Origin of the sequence: Comamonas sp. SCN 65-56 (genome assembly GCF_001724135.1) — a bacterium.
GTDB lineage: Bacteria > Pseudomonadota > Gammaproteobacteria > Burkholderiales > Burkholderiaceae_C > Comamonas_C.
Map to the genome: position 1 here is coordinate 1 of NZ_MEDS01000005.1, position 19849 is coordinate 19849.

The 19849-nt window shown below is 64.4% G+C and carries 25 protein-coding genes and 1 pseudogene; 16 read left to right on the forward strand and 10 right to left on the reverse strand.

The genetic code is table 11. From position 1 onward, the window contains the following. Positions 1-71: 71 nt before the first annotated feature. The 3 genes from ABS45_RS03160 to ABS45_RS03170 all read right to left on the reverse strand — a co-directional run bounded on the left by ABS45_RS03160 (position 72) and on the right by ABS45_RS03170 (position 1956). On the reverse strand, positions 72-905 hold the full coding sequence (locus ABS45_RS03160) for a hypothetical protein (protein ID WP_291552879.1): 834 nt from the start codon (positions 903-905) through the stop codon (positions 72-74). A 53-nt stretch (positions 906-958) separates the two neighbouring features. Beyond that, positions 959-1426 carry a hypothetical protein gene (locus tag ABS45_RS03165; RefSeq protein WP_291552881.1) on the reverse strand — a complete coding sequence of 156 codons (468 nt, stop codon included), beginning with the start codon at positions 1424-1426 and terminating at the stop codon, positions 959-961. Positions 1427-1587: 161 nt separating this feature from the next. Beyond that, positions 1588-1956, reverse strand: coding sequence for an NC domain protein (locus ABS45_RS03170; protein WP_291552883.1), 369 nt, complete (start codon positions 1954-1956; stop codon positions 1588-1590). Between ABS45_RS03170 and ABS45_RS03175 the strand changes: the two genes are divergently transcribed. Then, positions 1939-2454, forward strand: coding sequence for a hypothetical protein (locus ABS45_RS03175; protein ID WP_291552885.1), 516 nt, complete (start codon positions 1939-1941; stop codon positions 2452-2454). The genes ABS45_RS03170 and ABS45_RS03175 overlap by 18 nt on opposite strands. Before the next feature lie 271 nt (positions 2455-2725). On the opposite strand, the gene ABS45_RS03180 is transcribed toward ABS45_RS03175, so the two are convergent. The 3 genes from ABS45_RS03180 to ABS45_RS17615 all read right to left on the reverse strand — a co-directional run bounded on the left by ABS45_RS03180 (position 2726) and on the right by ABS45_RS17615 (position 5104). Continuing rightward, on the reverse strand, positions 2726-3940 hold the full coding sequence (locus ABS45_RS03180; protein ID WP_291552887.1) for an ImmA/IrrE family metallo-endopeptidase: 1215 nt from the start codon (positions 3938-3940) through the stop codon (positions 2726-2728). Between the two features lie 42 nt (positions 3941-3982). Next, positions 3983-4267 (reverse strand): type II toxin-antitoxin system HigB family toxin, encoded by a 285-nt coding sequence (locus ABS45_RS03185; protein ID WP_291552889.1) that lies wholly within the window; start codon positions 4265-4267, stop codon positions 3983-3985. 540 nt (positions 4268-4807) lie between these two features. Continuing rightward, positions 4808-5104 (reverse strand): hypothetical protein, encoded by a 297-nt coding sequence (locus ABS45_RS17615; RefSeq protein ID WP_366246620.1) that lies wholly within the window; start codon positions 5102-5104, stop codon positions 4808-4810. Between the two features lie 13 nt (positions 5105-5117). Between ABS45_RS17615 and ABS45_RS03195 the strand changes: the two are divergent. Further along, positions 5118-5222, forward strand: a pseudogene (locus ABS45_RS03195) (IS30 family transposase); the annotation flags it as partial. Between the two features lie 445 nt (positions 5223-5667). Here ABS45_RS03195 and ABS45_RS03200 read toward each other — a convergent pair. Together ABS45_RS03200 and ABS45_RS03205 are read right to left on the reverse strand one after the other, a co-directional pair. Further along, positions 5668-5901, reverse strand: a complete 234-nt coding sequence (locus ABS45_RS03200) for a hypothetical protein (protein ID WP_291552891.1) — start codon at positions 5899-5901, stop codon at positions 5668-5670. A gap of 73 nt (positions 5902-5974) precedes the next feature. Beyond that, the gene (locus ABS45_RS03205; RefSeq protein ID WP_291552893.1) at positions 5975-7312 is read right to left on the reverse strand and encodes an MFS transporter; all 1338 of its coding nucleotides are present in this window, start codon (positions 7310-7312) and stop codon (positions 5975-5977) included. A gap of 45 nt (positions 7313-7357) precedes the next feature. Here ABS45_RS03205 and ABS45_RS03210 point away from each other — a divergent pair, with 45 nt between their 5' ends. The 4 genes from ABS45_RS03210 to ABS45_RS03225 all read left to right on the forward strand — a co-directional run bounded on the left by ABS45_RS03210 (position 7358) and on the right by ABS45_RS03225 (position 10596). Continuing rightward, positions 7358-8044, forward strand: coding sequence for a helix-turn-helix domain-containing protein (locus tag ABS45_RS03210; RefSeq protein ID WP_291552895.1), 687 nt, complete (start codon positions 7358-7360; stop codon positions 8042-8044). A gap of 162 nt (positions 8045-8206) precedes the next feature. Beyond that, a complete protein-coding gene (locus ABS45_RS03215; RefSeq protein WP_291552897.1) occupies positions 8207-9088 on the forward strand; it encodes an EamA family transporter in 882 nt (293 codons plus the stop codon). A 126-nt stretch (positions 9089-9214) separates the two neighbouring features. After that, positions 9215-9988, forward strand: a complete 774-nt coding sequence (locus ABS45_RS03220; RefSeq protein ID WP_291552900.1) for a M48 family metallopeptidase — start codon at positions 9215-9217, stop codon at positions 9986-9988. A gap of 32 nt (positions 9989-10020) precedes the next feature. Then, positions 10021-10596 (forward strand): NAD(P)H-dependent oxidoreductase, encoded by a 576-nt coding sequence (locus ABS45_RS03225; protein WP_291552902.1) that lies wholly within the window; start codon positions 10021-10023, stop codon positions 10594-10596. Here ABS45_RS03225 and ABS45_RS03230 read toward each other — a convergent pair. Both ABS45_RS03230 and ABS45_RS03235 read right to left on the reverse strand, forming a co-directional pair. Then, complete coding sequence (locus tag ABS45_RS03230; RefSeq protein WP_291552905.1) at positions 10533-11348, reverse strand: GntR family transcriptional regulator; 816 nt, start codon at positions 11346-11348, stop codon at positions 10533-10535. The genes ABS45_RS03225 and ABS45_RS03230 overlap by 64 nt on opposite strands. Positions 11349-11355: 7 nt before the next feature. Beyond that, positions 11356-13044: a sigma-54-dependent Fis family transcriptional regulator gene (locus ABS45_RS03235; protein ID WP_291552908.1), complete on the reverse strand. Its 1689-nt coding sequence runs from the start codon at positions 13042-13044 to the stop codon at positions 11356-11358. 71 nt (positions 13045-13115) lie between these two features. Here ABS45_RS03235 and ABS45_RS03240 point away from each other — a divergent pair, with 71 nt between their 5' ends. From ABS45_RS03240 to ABS45_RS03285, 10 genes are all read left to right on the forward strand, one after another. After that, positions 13116-13343: a hypothetical protein gene (locus tag ABS45_RS03240; protein WP_156913928.1), complete on the forward strand. Its 228-nt coding sequence runs from the start codon at positions 13116-13118 to the stop codon at positions 13341-13343. Next, a complete protein-coding gene (locus tag ABS45_RS03245) occupies positions 13340-13585 on the forward strand; it encodes a phenol hydroxylase subunit (protein ID WP_291552915.1) in 246 nt (81 codons plus the stop codon). Before ABS45_RS03240 ends, ABS45_RS03245 begins: the two co-directional genes overlap by 4 nt. After that, on the forward strand, positions 13575-14567 hold the full coding sequence (locus tag ABS45_RS03250) for a phenol hydroxylase (RefSeq protein WP_291552918.1): 993 nt from the start codon (positions 13575-13577) through the stop codon (positions 14565-14567). Before ABS45_RS03245 ends, ABS45_RS03250 begins: the two co-directional genes overlap by 11 nt. Positions 14568-14580: 13 nt before the next feature. Next, positions 14581-14865, forward strand: a complete 285-nt coding sequence (locus tag ABS45_RS03255; protein WP_024538560.1) for an MmoB/DmpM family protein — start codon at positions 14581-14583, stop codon at positions 14863-14865. A 43-nt stretch (positions 14866-14908) separates the two neighbouring features. Beyond that, on the forward strand, positions 14909-16468 hold the full coding sequence (locus ABS45_RS03260) for an aromatic/alkene/methane monooxygenase hydroxylase/oxygenase subunit alpha (RefSeq protein WP_291552923.1): 1560 nt from the start codon (positions 14909-14911) through the stop codon (positions 16466-16468). Beyond that, entirely contained in the window at positions 16465-16821 is a 357-nt protein-coding gene (locus ABS45_RS03265; RefSeq protein WP_291552925.1) for a phenol hydroxylase subunit P4, read from the forward strand. Before ABS45_RS03260 ends, ABS45_RS03265 begins: the two co-directional genes overlap by 4 nt. A 47-nt stretch (positions 16822-16868) precedes the next feature. Continuing rightward, positions 16869-17933, forward strand: coding sequence for a 2Fe-2S iron-sulfur cluster binding domain-containing protein (locus ABS45_RS03270; protein WP_291552927.1), 1065 nt, complete (start codon positions 16869-16871; stop codon positions 17931-17933). Positions 17934-17966: 33 nt separating this feature from the next. Then, the gene (locus ABS45_RS03275) at positions 17967-18353 is read left to right on the forward strand and encodes a 2Fe-2S iron-sulfur cluster binding domain-containing protein (RefSeq protein WP_291552929.1); all 387 of its coding nucleotides are present in this window, start codon (positions 17967-17969) and stop codon (positions 18351-18353) included. 1 nt (position 18354) lies between these two features. Further along, on the forward strand, positions 18355-19299 hold the full coding sequence (locus ABS45_RS03280; RefSeq protein ID WP_291552931.1) for a catechol 2,3-dioxygenase: 945 nt from the start codon (positions 18355-18357) through the stop codon (positions 19297-19299). An 87-nt stretch (positions 19300-19386) separates the two neighbouring features. Then, positions 19387-19848, forward strand: coding sequence for a heme-binding protein (locus ABS45_RS03285; RefSeq protein WP_051384884.1), 462 nt, complete (start codon positions 19387-19389; stop codon positions 19846-19848). Position 19849 lies beyond the last annotated feature (1 nt).

A 19849-nucleotide genomic window follows, 5' to 3' on the forward strand; every position in this document is an offset into this window, starting at 1 on the left:
TACTGCACCGACTCGGCTGCCCGCTGTGGCACGCTGAGTAGCGTGTATCTCAGCCGGTCCGGGCTGGGGTCTTACACCACGGGATGGGACACGACCTGAGGCCACCATCCTTGTTTGTCGGGTTTGGGAAGAGTTATGCCCTTGGGGAGCCAAATGAGCACGTGGTAGTGCAGGGCGCCGCGTGATTGCAGCTCTGCTACCCACACGTACAGCATGCGAAAACCGCGCCGCTGTAGCCATTGCCTGATGTGCTTGACGAGCGTAGAAATGTGGCAAGGCTCGAACCCTTCGACATCGCGGTATGTGAGGGTGAGCATGGCGCTACGTGTCCTGAAACCATGCCACGGTTGCTGGAACAACTGAGCGGCGGTGAGAACAGAGCGACGGAGGCGAGTGAGCCGCGCCCGGCCCTGATCGATTTCTACTTCGTCAGGTAGAAGCGTGTCACTTGTTTTAAGTTGGACAAGACTGGAGAGGTGAGGTACGCGTCGCACACGCAGCGACCCACGGTCGGTCAGACCTCGCACCACTGGCAGGTGGCGCAGCAGACGGAGGATGGGGCGGATCATGGCCAGCAGGACGCAGCCACGACGCCCGCAGGATGGGAGACGTTCTGGCGGCGCACGCTGGCGCTGCCGCAAGGCATCGAGCATCGGTTGCCCCCGGTCTTGGCCTCCCTGCCTGTGCAGCGCCGCACGGGCCAGCAACAGGCTCGGCGCTTCCACGACCCGACATGGTTCGCGCATCAGGAGGGCACGCACCTCGAACTGTTCCGCCTGGGCCTGTTCCAGAACGCCGTCCGCCTGCGGGATGCCACGCGCTTCCGGCATCAGGACGGCGACCGCACCAAGCGCCCCGGTCGAGTGGGCTTCTGGCAGATCGCTCGGTTGCTCACCCAGGGTCAAGGGTCTGACTACCAGAGCACCAGTGCTGCGCGGAAAGGGTGGCGCGGCAGGTATCAGGACGCCGTGCCGCCACCGCCGGGGATCAGCATCTGGGTGGTTCCACAACCGCACGTCATGCAGACCGCTGTGATCTCGACGATCCACGAATCGCCGTTTCCCCTCGGAAACGCCGGGTGTCGCGTGATACGGTACAGGCCGGTCGGCAGGTCGCACACGTCCATCTTTGCAATATCGACATCTGCCCCGTTGGCATCACGCAGTCGCTGCCGCTCGCGGTTGCGCTGCTCGTACTCGGGCCGGTCGTCGCGGTAGTTGCGCCAGTAGTCCTGATGGCGCTGCGACCACGCCTGCTGGGCGGCGCGCTGGTTGATCCGGTAGTCGGGATCGGACTGGAGCTTGGCCCGTTGCCACTGGCGCTTGCGGGCACGCTGGCAGCCGGGTGCGGAACAGTAGGCCTGGTCGGGAACTTGAGGGCGGGGCACGAAGTGCATGCCGCAGCAAGCCCAGTGCTTGGTCGTCATTGGTGGGCTCCATACAAAATTCGTATGGAAACCCGCGAGCAGATTGGTTATTTCTGATCGCCCACCTTATCCGGCAAATCTCCTGTCAGCCAGCCAGGCCACGAAGGTGGCCAGTTTCAGCGCACGCTGCAGGGGAGTCCTGGACATGCGCGTGGACGAGATCACGCGAAACGCAGGAATGCCGCGATCAGGCCCAAGAAAATGACGCCTTGCACCTGGGGACCCCGGGGCGTTTCACCCAACAGCCATGTAGCGTAGGTTTCGCAATTGCGGTCCAGCAGTCGGTAGGGGCCCCGGTGCTGCAGCGATAGGGTGAGCCGCTGCATGATTTGCGCCCGCTGCTCGGGTGCGGCGCGTCGGATTTCTTTGATGGGCCGACCTTGTGCGAACTCCGCGAAGGTCACGACGTGTTCGCCATCAGGGGTCAGGTGCGCGACGTTACCGTCGGGCAGTTGAACGCCCCAGTGTTCCCCCAGGCCAGTCAGCTTGGGTCGAGAAATGATTCGGATCGGATGGATGTTAAAGAACAAGAGAGCCTCCTGATGTCGTCGTCTGCATTGACGCAGCGCCCCGGCGGATGCCCGCGCAGGGCGGGCATCGGGGGCAACAACGACTACTTGCCTTTTGACTTGCTGGGACTGGCCTTTTGGGTCAGTGCCGATGCCGCCACGGATTTGACGGATGCAGGTGTACGTGGATTGCTCAACAACTTGGCAGCGGTCGATGCCACGCGGGCGGAGGTCTGTTCGTTCGTAGGTTTCTTGGAGGACATGGGTTTTCCTTATCAGTTCGCGGAAAGAGGGAAAGACGGGAGTCAGGTCCTGCTGATTCCCGCCCGGGATGGATCAGGCAAACAATTGCATCTGACCCGGATGCGAGCGCCAGTGCTGGCACACAGCCTCCCGGCGCCCGAACCGGAACCGGGTGTATGCGCGCACGAAGACGCTCTTCCATCGGTGGTAGGCCATGGCCAACTCCTCATGAAGGTTGAGGGGGTTTGGGCTTGCCAGCACACCGCGAACTGGTAAAATCCGCTGTCCGTTCAAGACATGATGTGCATGGGTGGTTTGGTAGCCCCCTATTCACTTCACCAAAGGCTCTGGAGTGTTGATAGCACTTCAGGGCCTTTTTCTTTGGTGTTGGCGGCTGGGCACTGGCCCAACTGCAGCAACACCGTGATGCCTGCCGACACGGGCACTGACTCGATAGCGAGTTCGATTCCGTACTGGCAAGTGGATTCTATGATAATCCCGAAAAAGGATCAATGCAAATGATCAATTCCCTTTTTGGGACTTTTGTTCATTGATCCAGTAGCTGACTGACCTGTCCCGTCTTGCCGATGAGGTGCGAGAGCAGGCGGAAGTTCTTCTCTTCGTGGCGCAGACGTCCTGCCACGATGGCCGGATGCACGCCGATCTCATCGGCGAAAGCAATGGCGTCTTCGGACAAAAGCGTTGTCCGCACTTTGGCGGTACGCCAGCTCTTTTCAGGGATCAATGCTTCCCCGGCCATGGCATCGGCTTCCGCTTCGACCTTTTGGGGATTGCTGCGATCCAAGTCGTCGATGAATACCGGGGCATCGGCTGTCAGATGCTTGGCAACGTGCGCCAACTCGTGGAGCAAGGCAAACCAGAAGTTGTCGAATCGGTCATGTCGCAACGTCAGGGCGACGATCGGTCGATCGTTGTCGAGCATTGCAGCGCCATCGAGGAAGGTGCGTTTGAAGTGCTTTTCGATGACGAGCGTGATGCCGTGACGGGCGAGGTATTCGCGCGCAAGCTTTGGACCCTCGTCGAAAGTGGAGAGCTTGGCCAGCTCACGCAACCAGGCCGGAGTGATGGTTCCGTGCTTGTACTCTCTGACCGCGTTGACGGCTCGCGCTTGTCGCAAGACGCACATACGCCAAGCCAAGAGGGCCATCTCATCGGCTTGGCGATCCCCGCGCTGATGCATCGGAGCGCGCAGAAATGCCGGGCTGACCTGTTTTGGCAGCAGGTCTTGCATGAATTTCCTGACCAAGTCTTCGGCGTACTCTTTGAGGCGCTGCGCGTTTCCTTCGAAGTCCCCGAAGCAACCCCGCTCCATCATTTCTTTGAGCGGGAAACGAGTGAAGTCCATCTCCGGCTCTTGATCGACGACCGAACTGTCCGTTTCGACATCTTCGATCAGGATGTCAGCGGGGATGCCCAAGCCCTGGTTGAGTCGGCGGATCATGGGCAGGGACAGGGGACGCTTGCGCGACAGCACTTCCGAGACCTTGGAGATCGAGCCGATGTAAGGGATCAGATCCTTGCGGGAGAGTTGCATCTGATCCATCCGGAAAAGAATCGACTCGATCGGGTCTGCCTTGACCGGCGGAACGGTTTGGCGTTCGAAGTCTTGGATGACCAGTGCCAGCAGCTCGAGCTCGTTTTCTTCCTTAGAGTTGGCCTTGGGGTCGAGCGACATGAGCGCAGACAAGCGCGCCATCGCTGCTTCGTAGTCTTCCGCACTCTTGATGATCTTCACATTCATCGCCATCTCCACCTGTCGTTTGCTTACCTTACACACGTCTGCCTAGAACTTTTTCTTGTCGTACTCGGCATGTGTCCCGACCCACTCAACCACCACCAGTCCGTTCTGATATCGGACCTTGACCACAAGCCGATAGGAGTTGCCCTTAATGTCAAAGATGACTCTGTTGTCGGCCAAGAAATCCGCGCTTCTGTATCTGCGCTTGATGTCGTGTGGCGTTTTCCAGTTCTCACGTTCGACATCCGTCTGCCACGCGTCCAGTGGCCCACGCGAGGCTGCATGATCTTTTTTGAACGCCTCGAGGATGGGCAAACCCAGAATTCGCATGTAGGGACGATGTGTTCATGGTCAGGCCTGCATTGTATTTCCCAAAAAGGGAAATGTCAATAGCGGACAGGATGAAGAGAGGGAAGTTGGTGCATGCCGGCGAACCAGATCACAGTCGCCGGGGCAAGTTCGAGATGCCGACGGGAGCCCCGAGAAGGTAGGGAGTGCGCGGTAGAAACCGAACTCTCCCCGGACTTCCGCATGGTGTACAATCACGCCCACGGTATCCCTGCTTCTACGGCAGGGCGGTTTCCTCTAAAGGGGAACTACACCACCAAAATTCAGCGCCCAACTGTTCTCAGTTGGGCGTTTTCATTTGTGCTTCCCGCATGACACGCGGGGTTCCCGCACATTCTGCGTGTGCGACCGGGGTCCAATGGCCTGGCAGAAACATCCCCGGTTGCCCTCCGTTCTGCCCTCTCTTCTCTCGAAATCGGCGCTAACTTCTTCGCCGTAGCACACGCACATGGCCTTTTGCGACCACGATTTGCGCGCGTGCCATTGCCATTCGTTGTCGGGTGGGGTTGGAGCAGCAATCCATCACGCCAACACTGCCGCTGCGCAAGGCATGGAATACAAGCCTGCGCGTTGCTGCGTGACCACGAGCGCATAGTAGGCCGCCAGTCGAGCCTCGTGCTCCGGCTTGCCCTTGTCCTTCGACTTGATCTTGAACAGGTCGATCGGCTTCTGCTGCGGAACAACCTGGTGCACCACTTTATCGACCAGCACGACCTTTGGAGTCTGGACGGATGCCGTGGTGCGCAAGAGTCCTTGGTGGCTGCCTACAGTCGCGTCGATCAACACTTTGAGCAACTGCGAGGCTGCCAAGCGGCGCAAGATGGCTCCGCCTGAGCTGCGCCGCCAGCTCATCGCCTTGCTGCGCCAAGGCAAGAGCACGCGCAGGCCCCGCTCTGCGGGCCAGGATCGACGAGGGCAGATCCCTGACATGAGATCGAAGATCGCCTGACCGGTAGGTTAGGAGCAGCACTCGATCAAGACAACGCGCCCGCTGCGCGGGGCATCGCGTACAGCCCTTCGCGTTGCTGAGCCTAAATCCGGCAGTCGGATGCGCCTGCCAGTGCCGTGATCGGCATGCCAGGCAAGACGTGAGAACGCAGCGCACTCGTGTGCGCAAGGACGAACAACGCCGCATGGCGTGTCGAGCATGGTGCTGGCAGGTGCATAGCGCCCTCATCTTCCAGGTGAACTGTGCCGAAGTCACAAAATTCAATTTTCACAATAACTTCCTGAGACCCACAAGCGATCGACTGCCGGATTTAGGGCTGAGTCCTCACGAGGGCATGGTAGGCCGCAAGTCTCGCTGCTGGCCCCAGCTTGCCCTTGTCCTTCGACTTGATCTTGAACAGGTCGATCGGTTTGTTGCTGCCCAGTTCCACGCGTTACATGATCCGCTCATCATCCATCTCGGCTCCCTTGAGCGCCCAAAGGGCTTCGAACACCTTGGCCTGACCATCGGTGAACTGGATCGGCGTGGCCTGAATCCCCGGCAATGTCGCCCACCTGAAGTCCGCCGAGAACGGCTCGTTCACCGGCGTAGCAGGATCGACGCCCGCGCCGAGGGGCGAGCGCTTATGCCTATGGCCCGCAATACGGCAGTGGTGCTGGGTGATCAAACTGCTTTGATCGGCCTGCGTGACAGCGTGTTGGCATCCAGCGGCGAAATTGATAGCTGGCGGATGATGTGCTTCAATCGCGCGGGCCGATTTTTACCTGCGCCGCCAGCACCACCAGCGCCAGCACCGGCAAGCCCAGCAGCGCGGTGGCGATAAAGAAGTTGCTGTAGCCATGCGCGTCAACAAACTGCCCCGAGAAGCCGGCCAGCCATTTGGGCAGCAGCAGCATCATGGAACTGAAAAGCGCATATTGCGTGGCGGAGTACTGCACGTTGGTGAGGCTGGAGAGATAGGCGATGAAGGCGGCGGAGGCGATGCCACCCGCAAGGTTGTCGGCCGAGATCACGCCGATCAATCCCGTCAGGTGGTGCCCCTGCGTCGCCAGCCAGGCAAACAGCAGGTTGCTGCCCGCCGAGAGCACCGCGCCGAGCATCAGCACGCGCATCACCCCCAGGCGCATCGAGAGCACGCCGCCGACGAAGGCGCCCGCCAGCGTCATGACCACGCCAAACACCTTGGTGACGGCGGCTACTTCATCCTTGGTGTAGCCCATGTCGACGTAGAACGGATTGGCCATGATGCCCATCACGACGTCGCTGATGCGGTAGATGGCGATCAGCGACAGGATCAGCGCCGCCTGCCAGCGATAGCGGCGGATGAAGTCGGCGAAGGGTTCGACCACTGCGCCATTGAGCCATTCGGCCAGATTCTTCGCGGGCGCGAGCGGGCGTGGCGCGGGCTCGGGCGAGAGCAGCACGGTGAGCGCGCCCACCAGCATCGACGCGGCCATCGCCAGATATGCGGTGCGCCACGCTGCAAGCTGATAGCCGCCGATGGTATCGACCTCGGCACGCGCGGCGATCCACAGCACGCCCGCGCCGGCCCAGATCATCGCCAACCGGTAGCCGGTCTGGTAGGTAGCAGCCAGCGCCGCCTGGCGGTCGGCATCGGCCGATTCGATGCGAAAGGCGTCCAGCGCAATGTCTTGCGTGGCCGAGCCGAAGGCCACCAGCAGCGCGAACCACACCATGGGCCCGAGCGCGTCGCGCGGATCGACCAGCGCCATGCCGACCAGCCCGGCGATCACCACGCTTTGGGCCAGTAGCAGCCAACTGCGCCGCCGCCCCAAGAGCCGCGTGATGAGGGGCAGCGGCAGCCGGTCAACGAGGGGTGACCAGACCCATTTGAAGGCGTAGGCCAGGCCGACCCAGCTCAGATAGCCGATGGTCGTGCGGTCTATGCCCGCCTCGCGCAGGCGAAACGACAGCGTGCCCAGCACCAGCAGCAGCGGCAGCCCGGCGGCAAAGCCCAGTGTGAGCATGCGCAGGCTGGCGGGCTCCAGGTAGACGCGCCAGGCGCTGAGCCAGGAGCGGCGGGGGGGCGATACGGGCGAGGGTGGGAGCGTGGCCATGGTGTGGCGAGCATTATCCGGGCGCGCTGCCCTAACATTGCAGGCATGACGACGCCCTTGACCGAGGCCCAATGCACGGTGCGCCACTACGACGGCGAGCACCACGCGCACGCGCATGGTTTCGCGCAGATTCTGTATGCGCTGGGCGGTGCGATGGAGCTCGATATTGCCGGGCGTGCAGCCTTCGTCGATACCGCCAGCGGCATCGTGATTCCGGCCGGCACGCGCCACGGCTACCGCGCCGCGCTTGGCGCGCGCATCCTGGTGATCGATGCGCCCGAGCAGTCGGCGCTGGCGCGCGTGCGCCGGTTTGCCGTGCCGCAGGCCTGGCGCGGCAGGGAGCCGGTGGCGCAGGCGGCGGTCGAGCAAGTGGCGGCGGTGCTGCAGGCACCACGGCTGCTGGCGCGCAGGCAGCTTGATCTGGTGCGGCTGGCGCGGGGGGTCTCGGGCGCGCTGCACGAGGATTGGCCAACGGCGCGCCTGGCGGCGCTGTGCCACCTGAGCCCGCAGCGTTTTCATGCCCGTCTGCTGGAATTGGCCGGCGTTACGCCGCAGGCCTGGCTGCGCGGTCTGCGGCTCGATAGTGCCGAACAGTGGCTGGCGCGCGGGCAGTCGCTCGAAGCCACGGCGCTCGCCTGTGGCTACGCCAGTGCCAGCGCACTGGCCTACGCGCTCAAGCGCGAGCGCGGCCTGGGCGTGCGTGCACTACGACGTTTATATGCTTCTGAATAGATAGCTATTAGCGCTTTATATACGTGCGTCAGCAATGTATTTCGCTAAAAATTCTCAGGCGACGGAAAACGCCGGCTTGGTCAGAAGCCGGCCCGGCGCCCGGCCTTCCACTACGCGCGTTGCTCGATAGTTGCGCCCCTTGGCTGCGCCACGATGGCTGCCATGACCGATGCACGACATTCCGCGCGCGGCATCGCGCTGGTGCTCATGGCCGCGATGCTCTGGGGCACTACCGGCACCGCCCAAAGCCTGGCGCCGGCCACGCTCTCGCCCTACTGGGTGGGCTCGCTGCGGCTGGTGATTGCCAGTGGCTTCTTTGCGCTGCTGGCGCTGGGCGCGCCGGCGCGCTCGGGGGCCTGGCACTGGCCGCCGGTGCTGCTGGCCGGCGTCAGCATCGCCGTCTACAACCTGAGCTTTTTTGCCGGTGTGCGTGCCAGCGGCGTGGCGCTGGGCACGGCGATTGCCATCGGCAGCGGGCCGATCTGGGCCGGCCTGCTGCAAACGCTGCTGACGCGGCGCCTGCCCGCGCCGCTCTGGTGGCTGGGCACGTTGGTGAGTGTGGCGGGCGGTGTGGCGATGGCGCTGGGCCAGAGCGGTGGCCTGAGGCTGCAGGCGGGCGGCGTGGCGCTGTGCCTGCTGGCCGGCCTGTGTTATGCCGTTTACGCACTGGCCAACAAGCATCTGGTGCTGGCGCTGGGGCCGGTGCGTACCAATCTGGTGGTGTTCGTGGGCGCCTCTCTTATCTCGGTGCCCATGGCCTGGGTGCTCGGCGGGCCGCTGCAGGCAGGGACACAGAGCTGGGCGGTGGTGGCCTTCCTCGGGTTGGTGAGCACGGGCATCTCCTACCTGCTGTTTTCCAGCGGGCTGCGCCATATCTCGGGCGCCACCGGCGTCACGCTGGCGCTGGGTGAGCCGGTGACGGCCTTCATGCTGGCGGTCTGGGTGGTGGGAGAGCGCCAGCAGCTGCTGGCCTGGCTGGGCCTGGCCGCGGTGATTGCGGGGCTGCTGGTGGTCATCGCCGCGGAGATGCGCTCTGCCCGATGAAGGTTGTGGTGAGGGCCCGCCCCGTTGCTACCATGGCGCACTGTGCACGAACCAATCACACTCCCGCTTTCCGATCGACCGCAGCACATTGCCGAGCCACCGCCCCGGCAGGCGCGGAGGGGGTTCATGCTGGCGGCCTTGGGCTGCTTGGCCCTGCCTGCGCTGGCACAAGTGGATGTGGGCAATGCCTCGGGCATGCGCAAGCTGGTGCCCGCCGGGCAGCTGGAGCAGGCGGCCACGCAGCAATATGGCGAGATGCTGGCGCAGGCCAGGGCGCAACGCGCGCTGGCGCCGCCCGAGCACCCGCAACTGGTGAAGCTGCGCGCGATTGCCCAGCGGCTGATCCCGTTCGCCATGGCCTGGAACGAGCGCGCACGCCAGTGGCGCTGGGAGGTGAACCTGATAGGCAGCAAGGAAGTCAACGCCTTTTGCATGCCCGGCGGCAAGATCGTCTTCTACACCGGCATCCTTGACCGGTTGAAGCTGACCGACGACGAGGCCGCCATGGTCATGGGCCACGAGATGGCGCATGCGCTGCGCGAACATGCGCGCGAGCGCCTGGCCAAGACCCAGGCGACCAACATTGGCCTCAGCCTGGGCGCGCAACTGCTGGGGCTGGGCGATCTGGGACGCATGGCGGCCAATCTGGGTGGGCAACTGCTCACGCTGCAGTTCAGCCGTTCCGACGAAAGCGAGGCCGACCTGGTCGGCCTGGAACTGGCGGCGCGCGCGGGCTACAACCCGCGTGCCGCCGTCAGTCTGTGGCGCAAGATGGGCGAGGTGACGGGCGGAGGCGGCATCGGCTTTCTCTCCACCCATCCAACGGGGCCGGACCGCATCCGCGAGCTGGAGCGCAGCCTGCCCCGGGTGCAGGGCTTGTACGAGGCGGCGCGGCGCTGAGCCGCGAGCGCGGGTATTTTCGGAGACGGGGCATGGCAGTACCGCTCATCGTCGGCATAGGCGGCACCACGCGGCCCGGGTCCACTTCGGAGCGTGCGATGCAGGTGACCCTGGCGCATGTCCGCACCCTGGGTTGCGAGACTTTGGCATTTGGCGCTGGCCAGTTGCCTCAGGCGCTGTATGTGCCGGGGCACGGCGATGGCAGTGCGCAGGCGCTGGATTTGCTGGCCGGATTGCGCCGCGCGAGTGGCGTGGTTCTGGCCACCCCCGCCTACCATGGCGGAATATCGGGCCTGATCAAGAACGTGCTCGACTACGTGGAAGAGCTGCGGGACGATGCGCGCCCGTATCTGTCGGAGCGCGCCGTCGGCTGCATCGTCTGCGCCGACGGGCCGCAGGCCATGGGTACGGCGCTGACCTCGCTGCGCTCCACCGTGCATGCGCTGCGCGGCTGGCCGACACCCTATGGCGCGGCGGTGCACGCGGCGTCCGATCCGTTTGGCGTGCGCAGTGGCGTGCCTGACCCGGCGGCGCAGCGCGCCTGTCAGGTGGTGGCGGAAGAAGTCTGTTTTTTCGCGCGGCGGATGGCCGTCTGCGCGGCGGACTGAGCGGGCGCGGCGCCCGGCAGCGTCACCTTGCCGTCGCGCAGCGCCTGGATCAGCAGGTCGGGCGTGGTGCGGATATGGGCCTCCAGCGCCAGCGCGGCGCGCGCCTCCTGGCCGGCCATGGCGTATTGGAAGATTTCGGTGTGTTCGGCGTGCACGTCGCGCGTGCAGCCGGGCAGGGTCATGGCGTAGTAGCGGTAGCGCTCGCTGTGGCGCGAGAGCAGGCGCAGCACGCGCAGCGTCCAGGGCGAATCGGCGCCCGACAGCAGCGTCTCGTGGAAGCGCTCGTTGAGCGTCTCCCACTGGCGCCGGCGTCCGGGCGCGATCGGCTCCTCGGCGGAGATCGCGTCGTAGGCGGCCTGCACGGCGCTGCGCCAGCGGCTGCCGCCGGCGCGGATCGACTTGCGCAGCGCCTCGGTCTCGATCTGCACGCGCAGCTGCGTGATGTCCGCCAGCTCCTCGAGCGCGCTGGGCGCGACGCGAAAGCCCCGCTGGCCCTCGGTGGTGACCAGGGCGTCGCTCACCAGCCGCGTGAGCGCCTCGCGCAGCGTGCCGGCGCCCACGGCGTACTGCGTGCGCAGGTGCTCGATGCGCAGCTTGCTGGCCGGCAGCAGCCGGCCTTCGATGATGTCGTCGCGCAACTGCGCGTAGGTCTGCTCGATCAGCGTGCGCGTGGCGGTATCGGCGTCGCCGCTGCCCTGCACGGCGGTGGCGCGCACGAGGGAGACGAGGGGCTGGAAGGTACGTTTGACCATGGTGGATTCATTCCTCCTGTTGCAGGCGCGAGAGGCGGTAGCTCAGCTGCGCGCGCGTGAGCCCGAGTGCGCGCGCCGCGGCGGCGAGGTTGCCGCCCGCGCGCGCCACGGCCTCGCGCAGCAGCGTGTTTTCCAGCGCCTCCAGCGTCATGCCGCTGCGCTGCAGCCGCTCGTACAGCTCGCCGGCCTGGGCGTGGTCCGCCGGCGACTGAGCCGGCTCCAGCGCGCCGCCGGGGTTCACGGTGGTGCCGCCCGCCAGCGGCAGGTGCGGGAACAGGGTTTCCGCATCGACCGCCGCGCCGGCTGACGCAAGAATGATGCCGCGCTCGATCAGGTTCTCCAGTTCGCGCACGTTGCCCGGCCAGGGGTAGGCGCGCATCGCAGCCAGTGCGCGGTCGGTGAAACCGAGCACGCGCTTGCCGTGCTGCGCCACGTATTTGTCGAGCAGGTGCAGGGCCAGCGGCTCGATGTCCTCCAGCCGCTCGCGCAGCGGCGGGATGCGGATGGGGTAGACGTTGAGCCGGTAGAGCAGGTCCTGGCGGAAGCGTCCTTCGCGCACCGCCTGCGCCAGGTCGACGTTGGTGGCCGCGACGACGCGCACGTCCACCTTGCGCGGCGCCGCCGCGCCCAGGCGGTCGATCTCGCCGCTCTGCAGCACGCGCAGCAGCTTGGCCTGCGCGGGCAGGGGCAGTTCGCCGAGCTCGTCGAGCATCAGCGTGCCGCCGTGCGCCCGTTCGAAGCGCCCCACGCGCGTGGCGGCGGCGCCGGTGTAGGCCCCCTTCTCCGCGCCGAACAGCTCGCTTTCGATCAGCTCGGCCGGCAGCGCCGCGCAGTTGACCGCGACGAAGGGCTTGTCGGCGCGCGCGCTCATCGCGTGCAGCGCCCGCGCGAAGCGCTCTTTGCCCACGCCGGTCTCGCCCGTGAGCAGCACGGTGACCTGCGTCTGCGCCGCCTTGCGCAGCAGCTCTATGGTCTGCACGAAGGCGGGCGACTGGCCGACCAGCGGCCCCTGCTCGTCCGCCGGCTGCAGCTGCGTGCGCAGGCTGTGCACCTGCGACTGCAGCTCTTCGAGCTTGACCAGCATGGAGTCGGCGTCGTAGTCGCGCGCCATGGCGTCGCCGTCGGGCCACTCCTCGGCGAAGCGCCCCTCGATGCGGCAGTGTGGCGCGCCGCAGGCCACGCACTGCACCTCCTTGTAGAGCACCGAACGGCCGAAGAACGCGCTGGTGTAGCCCGAGGCATAGCCCAGCAGCATCCAGCAGACCGGCTCGGCCTGCGGGCCGAACTCGCGCAGGTGCACCTCCACCTCCCAGCTGTGGTCCCAGCGGTAGTGCCCGAGGTAGTGGCCCTCGTCTTCGTTTACCTCGAAGGTCTGGGGCGTGACCTGCACGGCGCCTTCGAGCATGTGCAGCTGCGGGCCGACGGAAAAGGCCTCGAACAGCGAGGCGTCGCGCCGTATCTGGCGCGCCAGCAGCGCGTCGCGCTCGCCGGAGGCGTAGCCCGCGCGCATCAGCACGCGCCGTGTCTGCACCGGCCCCAGCGTCGTCATGAGTTCGCGTCGCAGCGCGCTCAGCGCCGCCGTGTGCAGGAGCACCATGCGCTGATCGGCCAGCCAGATGCGGCCATCGCTGGGGGAAAAGTGCACCAGGCGGCGCAGATCCCGGTCGGACGGCATGGGGGGAAGCGTGGTGTTCATGGCAAAATATCGATAAAACAGAGACCGTGGGCTATCCAGTGTTTCGTTGATCTTCAACCCGACTTCACCATTTGAACACTTTCCTGGCGGATCAATATGCGGATATGAACATGCTGCAGCGCAACATGAATCAAGATATTGCCGTGGGTTGCGGAGAAATCGATTCTCAGGCGTCCAGACCCGGATGGGAATTCAGGGTTTACCCTCGTTTTATCGATAGTTTTGCAGTTTTGTCGATTCTTGGCATGGCATCTGCATTACAACGGGAGACAAAGCCAATTTTCCGGAGCCCGCGATGAACCCAGAGTTGTTACCGCACTGCGATGTCACCCGCAAATACATCAACGTGCTGGGAAGACGGGACAACGGCCTTGTCGAGTTCGAGTTTTCGATGGGATGGCCCGAACTGACCGTGGAGCTGATGTTGCCCGAGCAGGCGTTCGCGGAGTTCTGCCGCACGCACCAGGTGAAGCAGCATCCCGGCCAGATCGATACCCACCCGTTGTCCACTGTTTCAGGAGACACCACGCATGAACATTGACCTGCAGGCGCGCGAGATCAAGCCACAGCGCCAGACCTTCCAACGGGTGGCTGCGTACATCGGCGACAAGCCGGCGTCGCGCTATGAAGAGGCCACGCTGGGGGTGCAGCCCTCGGCCAACTTCCACTACCGGCCCACCTGGGAGCCCGAGCACGAGCTGTTCGACGCCGGCCGCACGGCCATCACGATGGCCGATTGGTACGCGCTGCGCGATCCGCGCCAGTACTACTACGCGAACTGGACCATGGCGCGCGCCAAGCAGCAGGATGCGATGGAGGCCAATTACGACTTCGTCGAATCCCGCGGCCTCGTGACCAAGATGTCTGACTCCGTGCGCACCAAGGCCAGCGAAATCCTGATGCCGCTGCGCCATGTGGCCTGGGCAGGCAACATGAACAACTGCAGCATCTGCGCACGCGGCTGGGGCACGGCCTTCACCGCCCCGGCAATGTTCCATGCGATGGATCACCTGGGGGTCGCTCAGTACCTTACGCGCCTGGGCCTGGCGCTGGGTGAGCCCGAGGCGCTGCAGGCCGGCAAGAACGACTGGCTGGGGGATTCGCGCTGGCAGGTGCTGCGCCGCTACGTCGAGGACACGCTGGTGCTCAAGGACCCGTTCGAGCTCTTCGTGGCGCAGAACCTCGCGCTCAATGGCCTGCTCTACCCGCTGATCTTCACCCACTTCGTGGATGACCGCGTGGCGCTGCAGGGCGGCACGGCCGTGGCGATGCTGTGCTCGTTCATGCCTGAGTGGCACGAGGAAAGCGCCCGCTGGATCGATGCCGTGGTCAAGGTCGCGGCGGCGGACAACGCCGACAACCTGGCGCTGATCACCGGCTGGTACCAGCGCTACACCGGCCTGGCCCAGGCCGCTCTGGCGCCCGTGGCCAACGCCGCGCTGGGTGCGGAGGGCGATGCGCTGCTCGCCGATGTGCGTGCCACCCTCGATGCCCGTGCCCGCAAGGCCGGTCTCGCCCTCTGAGAAGGAGCGCAGCATGAATGCCCCCGTCGTATCCAGCGTCTTCATCGCCTTCCAGGACAACGAGGAAGCCCGCCCGGTGGTCGATGCCATCCTGCTCGACAACCCCAACGCCAGCGCTCAGCGCTCGCCCGGCCTCGTGAAGATCGACGCGCCGCGGCACCTCGTGATCCGCCGCGAGACCATCGAGGAGCAAACCGGCCGCCGCTTCGATCTGCAGCAGATCCACATCAATCTGGTGACGCTGTCGGGCCATATTGAAGAAGACGACGATGAGTTTTCGCTGAGCTGGCGCGACTGAGCGCAGCGCACACCACAAACCAACCATTGAAGGAGACGCCACCATGGACGCACCCGTAGTCAAGAAGAAACTCAGCCTCAAGGACCGCTATCGCGCGATGACGCGCGATCTGCACTGGGACACCACCTACCAGCCGATGGACAAGGTCTTCCCGTACGACAAGTACGAAGGCATCAAGATCCACGATTGGGACAAGTGGGAAGACCCCTTCCGCCTGACGATGGACGCCTACTGGAAGTACCAGGGCGAAAAGGAGAAAAAGCTCTACGCCGTGATCGAGGCCTTCGCGCAGAACAACGGGCAGTTGAGCATTTCCGACGCGCGCTATGTCAACGCACTCAAGGTGTTTATCCAGGGTGTGACACCGCTGGAGTATATGGCACACCGAGGTTTTGCCCACGTGGGCCGGCACTTCACCGGCGCCGGTGCGCGCGTGGCGGCGCAGATGCAGTCGATCGACGAATTGCGCCACTTCCAGACCGAAACGCATGCACTGAGCCAGTACAACAAGTACTTCAACGGCATGCACCACGCGGCGCACTGGTACGACCGGGTCTGGTATTTGTCGGTGCCCAAGTCATTTTTTGAAGACGCGGCCACCGGTGGACCGTTCGAGTTTCTTACCGCGGTGAGCTTTTCGTTCGAATATGTGTTGACCAACCTGCTGTTTGTCCCCTTCATGTCGGGTGCTGCTTACAACGGGGACATGTCGACGGTCACCTTCGGTTTTTCGGCGCAAAGTGACGAATCGCGCCACATGACACTCGGCATCGAATGCATCAAGTTCATGCTGGAACAGGATCCGGACAACGTGCCCATCGTGCAGCGCTGGATCGACAAGTGGTTCTGGCGCGGCTATCGGCTGTTGAGCATCGTGGCCATGATGCAGGACTACATGCTGCCCAACCGGGTGATGAGCTGGCGCGAGAGCTGGGAGATGTACGTCGAGCAGAACGGCGGCGCGCTGTTCAAGGATCTGGCGCGTTACGGCATCCGCAAGCCCAAGGGCTGGGACCAGGCTTGCGAAGGCAAGGACCACATCAGCCATCAGACCTTCGCCGTGTTCTATAACTATAACGCCGCGGCCCCCATCCACACCTGGGTTCCCACAGAAGAAGAAATGGGGTGGCTGTCGGAGAAGTACCCCGAGACGTTCGACAAGTATTACCGTCCGCGTTGGGACTACTGGCGCGAGCAGGCCGCCAAGGGCAACCGTTTCTACAACAAGACGCTGCCGATGCTCTGCACTACCTGCCAGATTCCGATGATATTCACCGAGCCTGGCGACGCAACCAAGATCTGCTATCGCGAGTCGGACTACCTCGGCGACAAGTATCACTTCTGCAGCGACCACTGCAAGGAGATTTTTGACAACGAACCCGAGAAGTTCGTGCAGTCATGGCTTCCGCCGCAGCAAGTGTATCAAGGAAACTGTTTCAAGCCGGATGCCGATCCGACCAAGGAAGGTTTCGATCCCTTGATGGCCTTGCTCGACTACTACAACCTGAATGTAGGCCGGGACAACTTCGATTTCGAGGGGTCGGAAGACCAAAAGAACTTTGCTGCCTGGCGTGGAGAGGTCTTGCAAGGAGAAGCCAAATGAGCGTTGTTGCCCTCAAACCCTACAAGTTCCCGGCACGAGACGCGCGCGAAAACTTTCCGGCGCCGTTGCTGTTTATCGGCTGGGAAGACCATCTGTTGTTTGCGGCACCTGTTGCCTTGCCCCTGCCGTCGGACACGTTGTTCGGGGCGCTCTCGCAGGCGGTGCTGCCGGATATCTTCGGCTACCACCCGGATTTCGCCAAGATCGACTGGAGCAAGGCTGAGTGGTTCAAATCGGGCGAGCCCTGGTCGCCCGACCCGGCCAAGTCGCTGGCGGAAAACGGTCTGAAGCACAAGGACGTGATCCGCTTCCGCACACCAGGCCTGACGGGTGTCGCCGGCTCTTTTTCCTGAAGCATGACGGCACTGCATCCGCCTGGATGCAGTGCCCCAGAGACACCATGAGCTACGCATTGACCATCGAACCGCTGGGCGCTGAAATTGAAGTCGAGGAGGGGCAAACCATCCTCGATGCCGCGCTGCGCCAGGGTATTTACCTGCCCCACGCCTGTTGCCACGGTCTTTGCGGCACTTGCAAGGTGCAGGTGCTGGATGGCGAGGTTGATCAGGGCAACGCCAACCCGTTTGCGTTGATGGAGGGCGAGCGCGCCGATGGCAAGACGCTGGCCTGTTGCTGCACGCTGCAGTCCGACGTGACCATCGAAGCCGATATCGAGGAAGAGCCCGACGCCGAGGTCATCCCGGTACGCGACTTTGCCGCGACGGTGCTGCGCATCGAGCGGCTCACGCCCACGATCAAGGCGCTGCACCTGCAACTGGACAAACCCATCCACTTCCAGGCGGGCCAGTACGTGCAGCTTGAAATCCCGGGCCTGGGCGAGAGCCGGGCGTTCTCGATCGCCAATGCGCCCGACGCGAACGGCGACAGCACGCAGATCGAACTCAATGTGCGCCAGGTGCGCGGCGGCAAGGGCACGGCCTGGCTGCACGAGCAGCTTGAGGAGGGCGCTCGGCTACGCCTGGCCGGGCCCTACGGGCGCTTCTTCGTGCGCCGCTCGGCGCGGCAGCCCATGCTGTTTCTCGCCGGCGGCTCAGGCCTGTCGAGCCCGCGCTCGATGATCCACCAGATGCTGGCCAGCGGCTGCACCGAACCGATCACGCTGATCTACGGGCAGCGCACGCGCGAGGAGCTGTACTACGACGCGGAATTCCGCGCGCTGGCCGCACGGCACCCGCATTTCACTTATGTGCCCGCGCTGTCCGACGAGCCCGAGGGCAGTGACTGGGACGGTGCGCGCGGTTTCGTGCATGATGTCGCCAAGGCACACTGCGAAGGTGGTTTTGTCGGGCACAAGGCCTACCTCTGCGGTCCGCCGGTGATGATCGAGGCCTGCATCGGTACGCTGATGCAGGGTCGGTTGTTCGAGCGTGACATCTATACCGAGAAGTTCCTCTCCGCAGCCGACGCCGGGCAGGCCCGCAGCCCGCTGTTCAAACGTGTTTGAGACTACGAACGCCAAGGCAGAAACCGCATGTGGATGACCCCGCGCCCCACCCACGAAGTCCATGTCACGCAGACCGGCGAAAGCTTCGCCTGCGCCACGGACGAGAGCCTGCTGCGCGGCATGCTGCGCCTGGGGCGCAAGGGCATACCGGTGGGCTGCGTCAATGGCGGCTGCGGCGTGTGCAAGGTGCGCGTGCTCGAAGGCAGCGTCAAACCGCTCGGACCGATCAGCCGGGCGCATGTCAGCGTGGACGAGGAGGCGCAGGGCTACACCCTGGCCTGCCGTGTCGCTCCCACCGCGCCGGTGAGCCTGGATATCTGCGGCAAGCTCGCCAAGCCGTTTTCCCGACCTTCCCCCAGTGCGGCGCCCGCGCGCGCCACCGATTCCGTTTCCCCAACCAACCCAACTCAGGAGATATGACATGGGTGTATTACGCATTGGCCACGCAAGCCTCAAGGTGATGGACATGGCAGCCGCCTTGAATCACTACGAGAAGGTGCTCGGCCTGAAGAACATGATGACCGACAAGGCCGGCAACGTCTACCTCAAGTGCTGGGACGAGTGGGACAAGTTTTCGCTCATCCTCACGCCCAGCGATCAGGCCGGGCTGAACCACGTGGCCTACAAGGTCGAAAAGGATGCCGACCTGGACGCGCTGCAGAAAACCATAGAGGCCTGGGGCGTCAAGACCACCATGCTCGACGAGGGCGCGCTGCCCTCGGTCGGCCGCATGCTGCAGTTCAACCTGCCCAGCGGTCACGAGTTCCGGCTGTACGCGCACAAGGAGTTCGTCGGCACCGACGTCGGCTCGCTGAACCCCGATCCCTGGCCCGATGGCGTGCGCGGCGCCGGCGCGCACTGGCTTGACCACTGCCTGCTGATGTGCGAGATGAACCCCGAGGCGGGCATCAACACCGTCGCGGAGAACACGCGTTTCATGACGGAGTGCCTGAACTTCTTCCTGACCGAGCAGGTGCTGGTGGGCCCCGAGGCCAACATCCAGGCAGCGACCTGGATGGCGACCACCACCACGCCGCACGACATCGCTTTCGTCGGCGGTCCGCGCAGCGGCCTGCACCACATCGCCTACTTCCTTGATTCTTGGCACGACGTGCTCAAGGCCGCCGACATCATGGCCAAGAACAAGGTACGCATCGACGTCGCGCCCACGCGCCACGGCATCACGCGCGGCGAGACCATCTACTTCTTCGACCCCAGCGGCAACCGCAACGAGACCTTCGCCGGTCTGGGCTACCTGGCCCAGCGCGACAGGCCGGTGACCACCTGGAGCGAGGACAAGCTGGGCAGCGGCATCTTCTATCACACGGGCGATCTCGTGCCGTCCTTCACCGACGTCTACACCTGATCTGCTGCTGGAGGCACCCGCGCTCCCCCGGCGGGCCCGAGCCTGCCGGGGGGATTGTTTTTGTTTTCTTTCAGGAATTTTCGAGGCATGCAACAGCCTTCTCTTTCCGATGCCGGCGCGCCTCTGAGCGCAGCGCAGCCGGTGATCGACGCCCCCGCGGCGCTGCGCGCGGTGCAGGCCGCGGTGGCGCACGCCGCTGGTTTGGGCGTGCCTGTGAACGTGGCCGTCGTCGATGCCGCCGGTCTGCCGGTGGGCTTTGCCCGCATGGCGGGCGCGCCGCTGCACTCGGTCGACATCGCCAGCGACAAGGCCTACACCGCCGCCAGCTTCGGCCTGCCGACGAGCCGCTGGACCGAGGCGCTGGCAGGCCACTCCGAAGCCGTGCGCCAGGGCTTGGTGCTGCGCCCGCGCTTCGTCGCGTTTGGCGGCGGCTTGCCCATCATGGAGGGCAGCGCGCGCATCGGCGGCATCGGCGTTTCGGGCGGCAGCGAGACGCAGGACGAAGACATTGCCCGGGCAGGCCTGATTGCCCTGGGCCTGCAGGCATGAA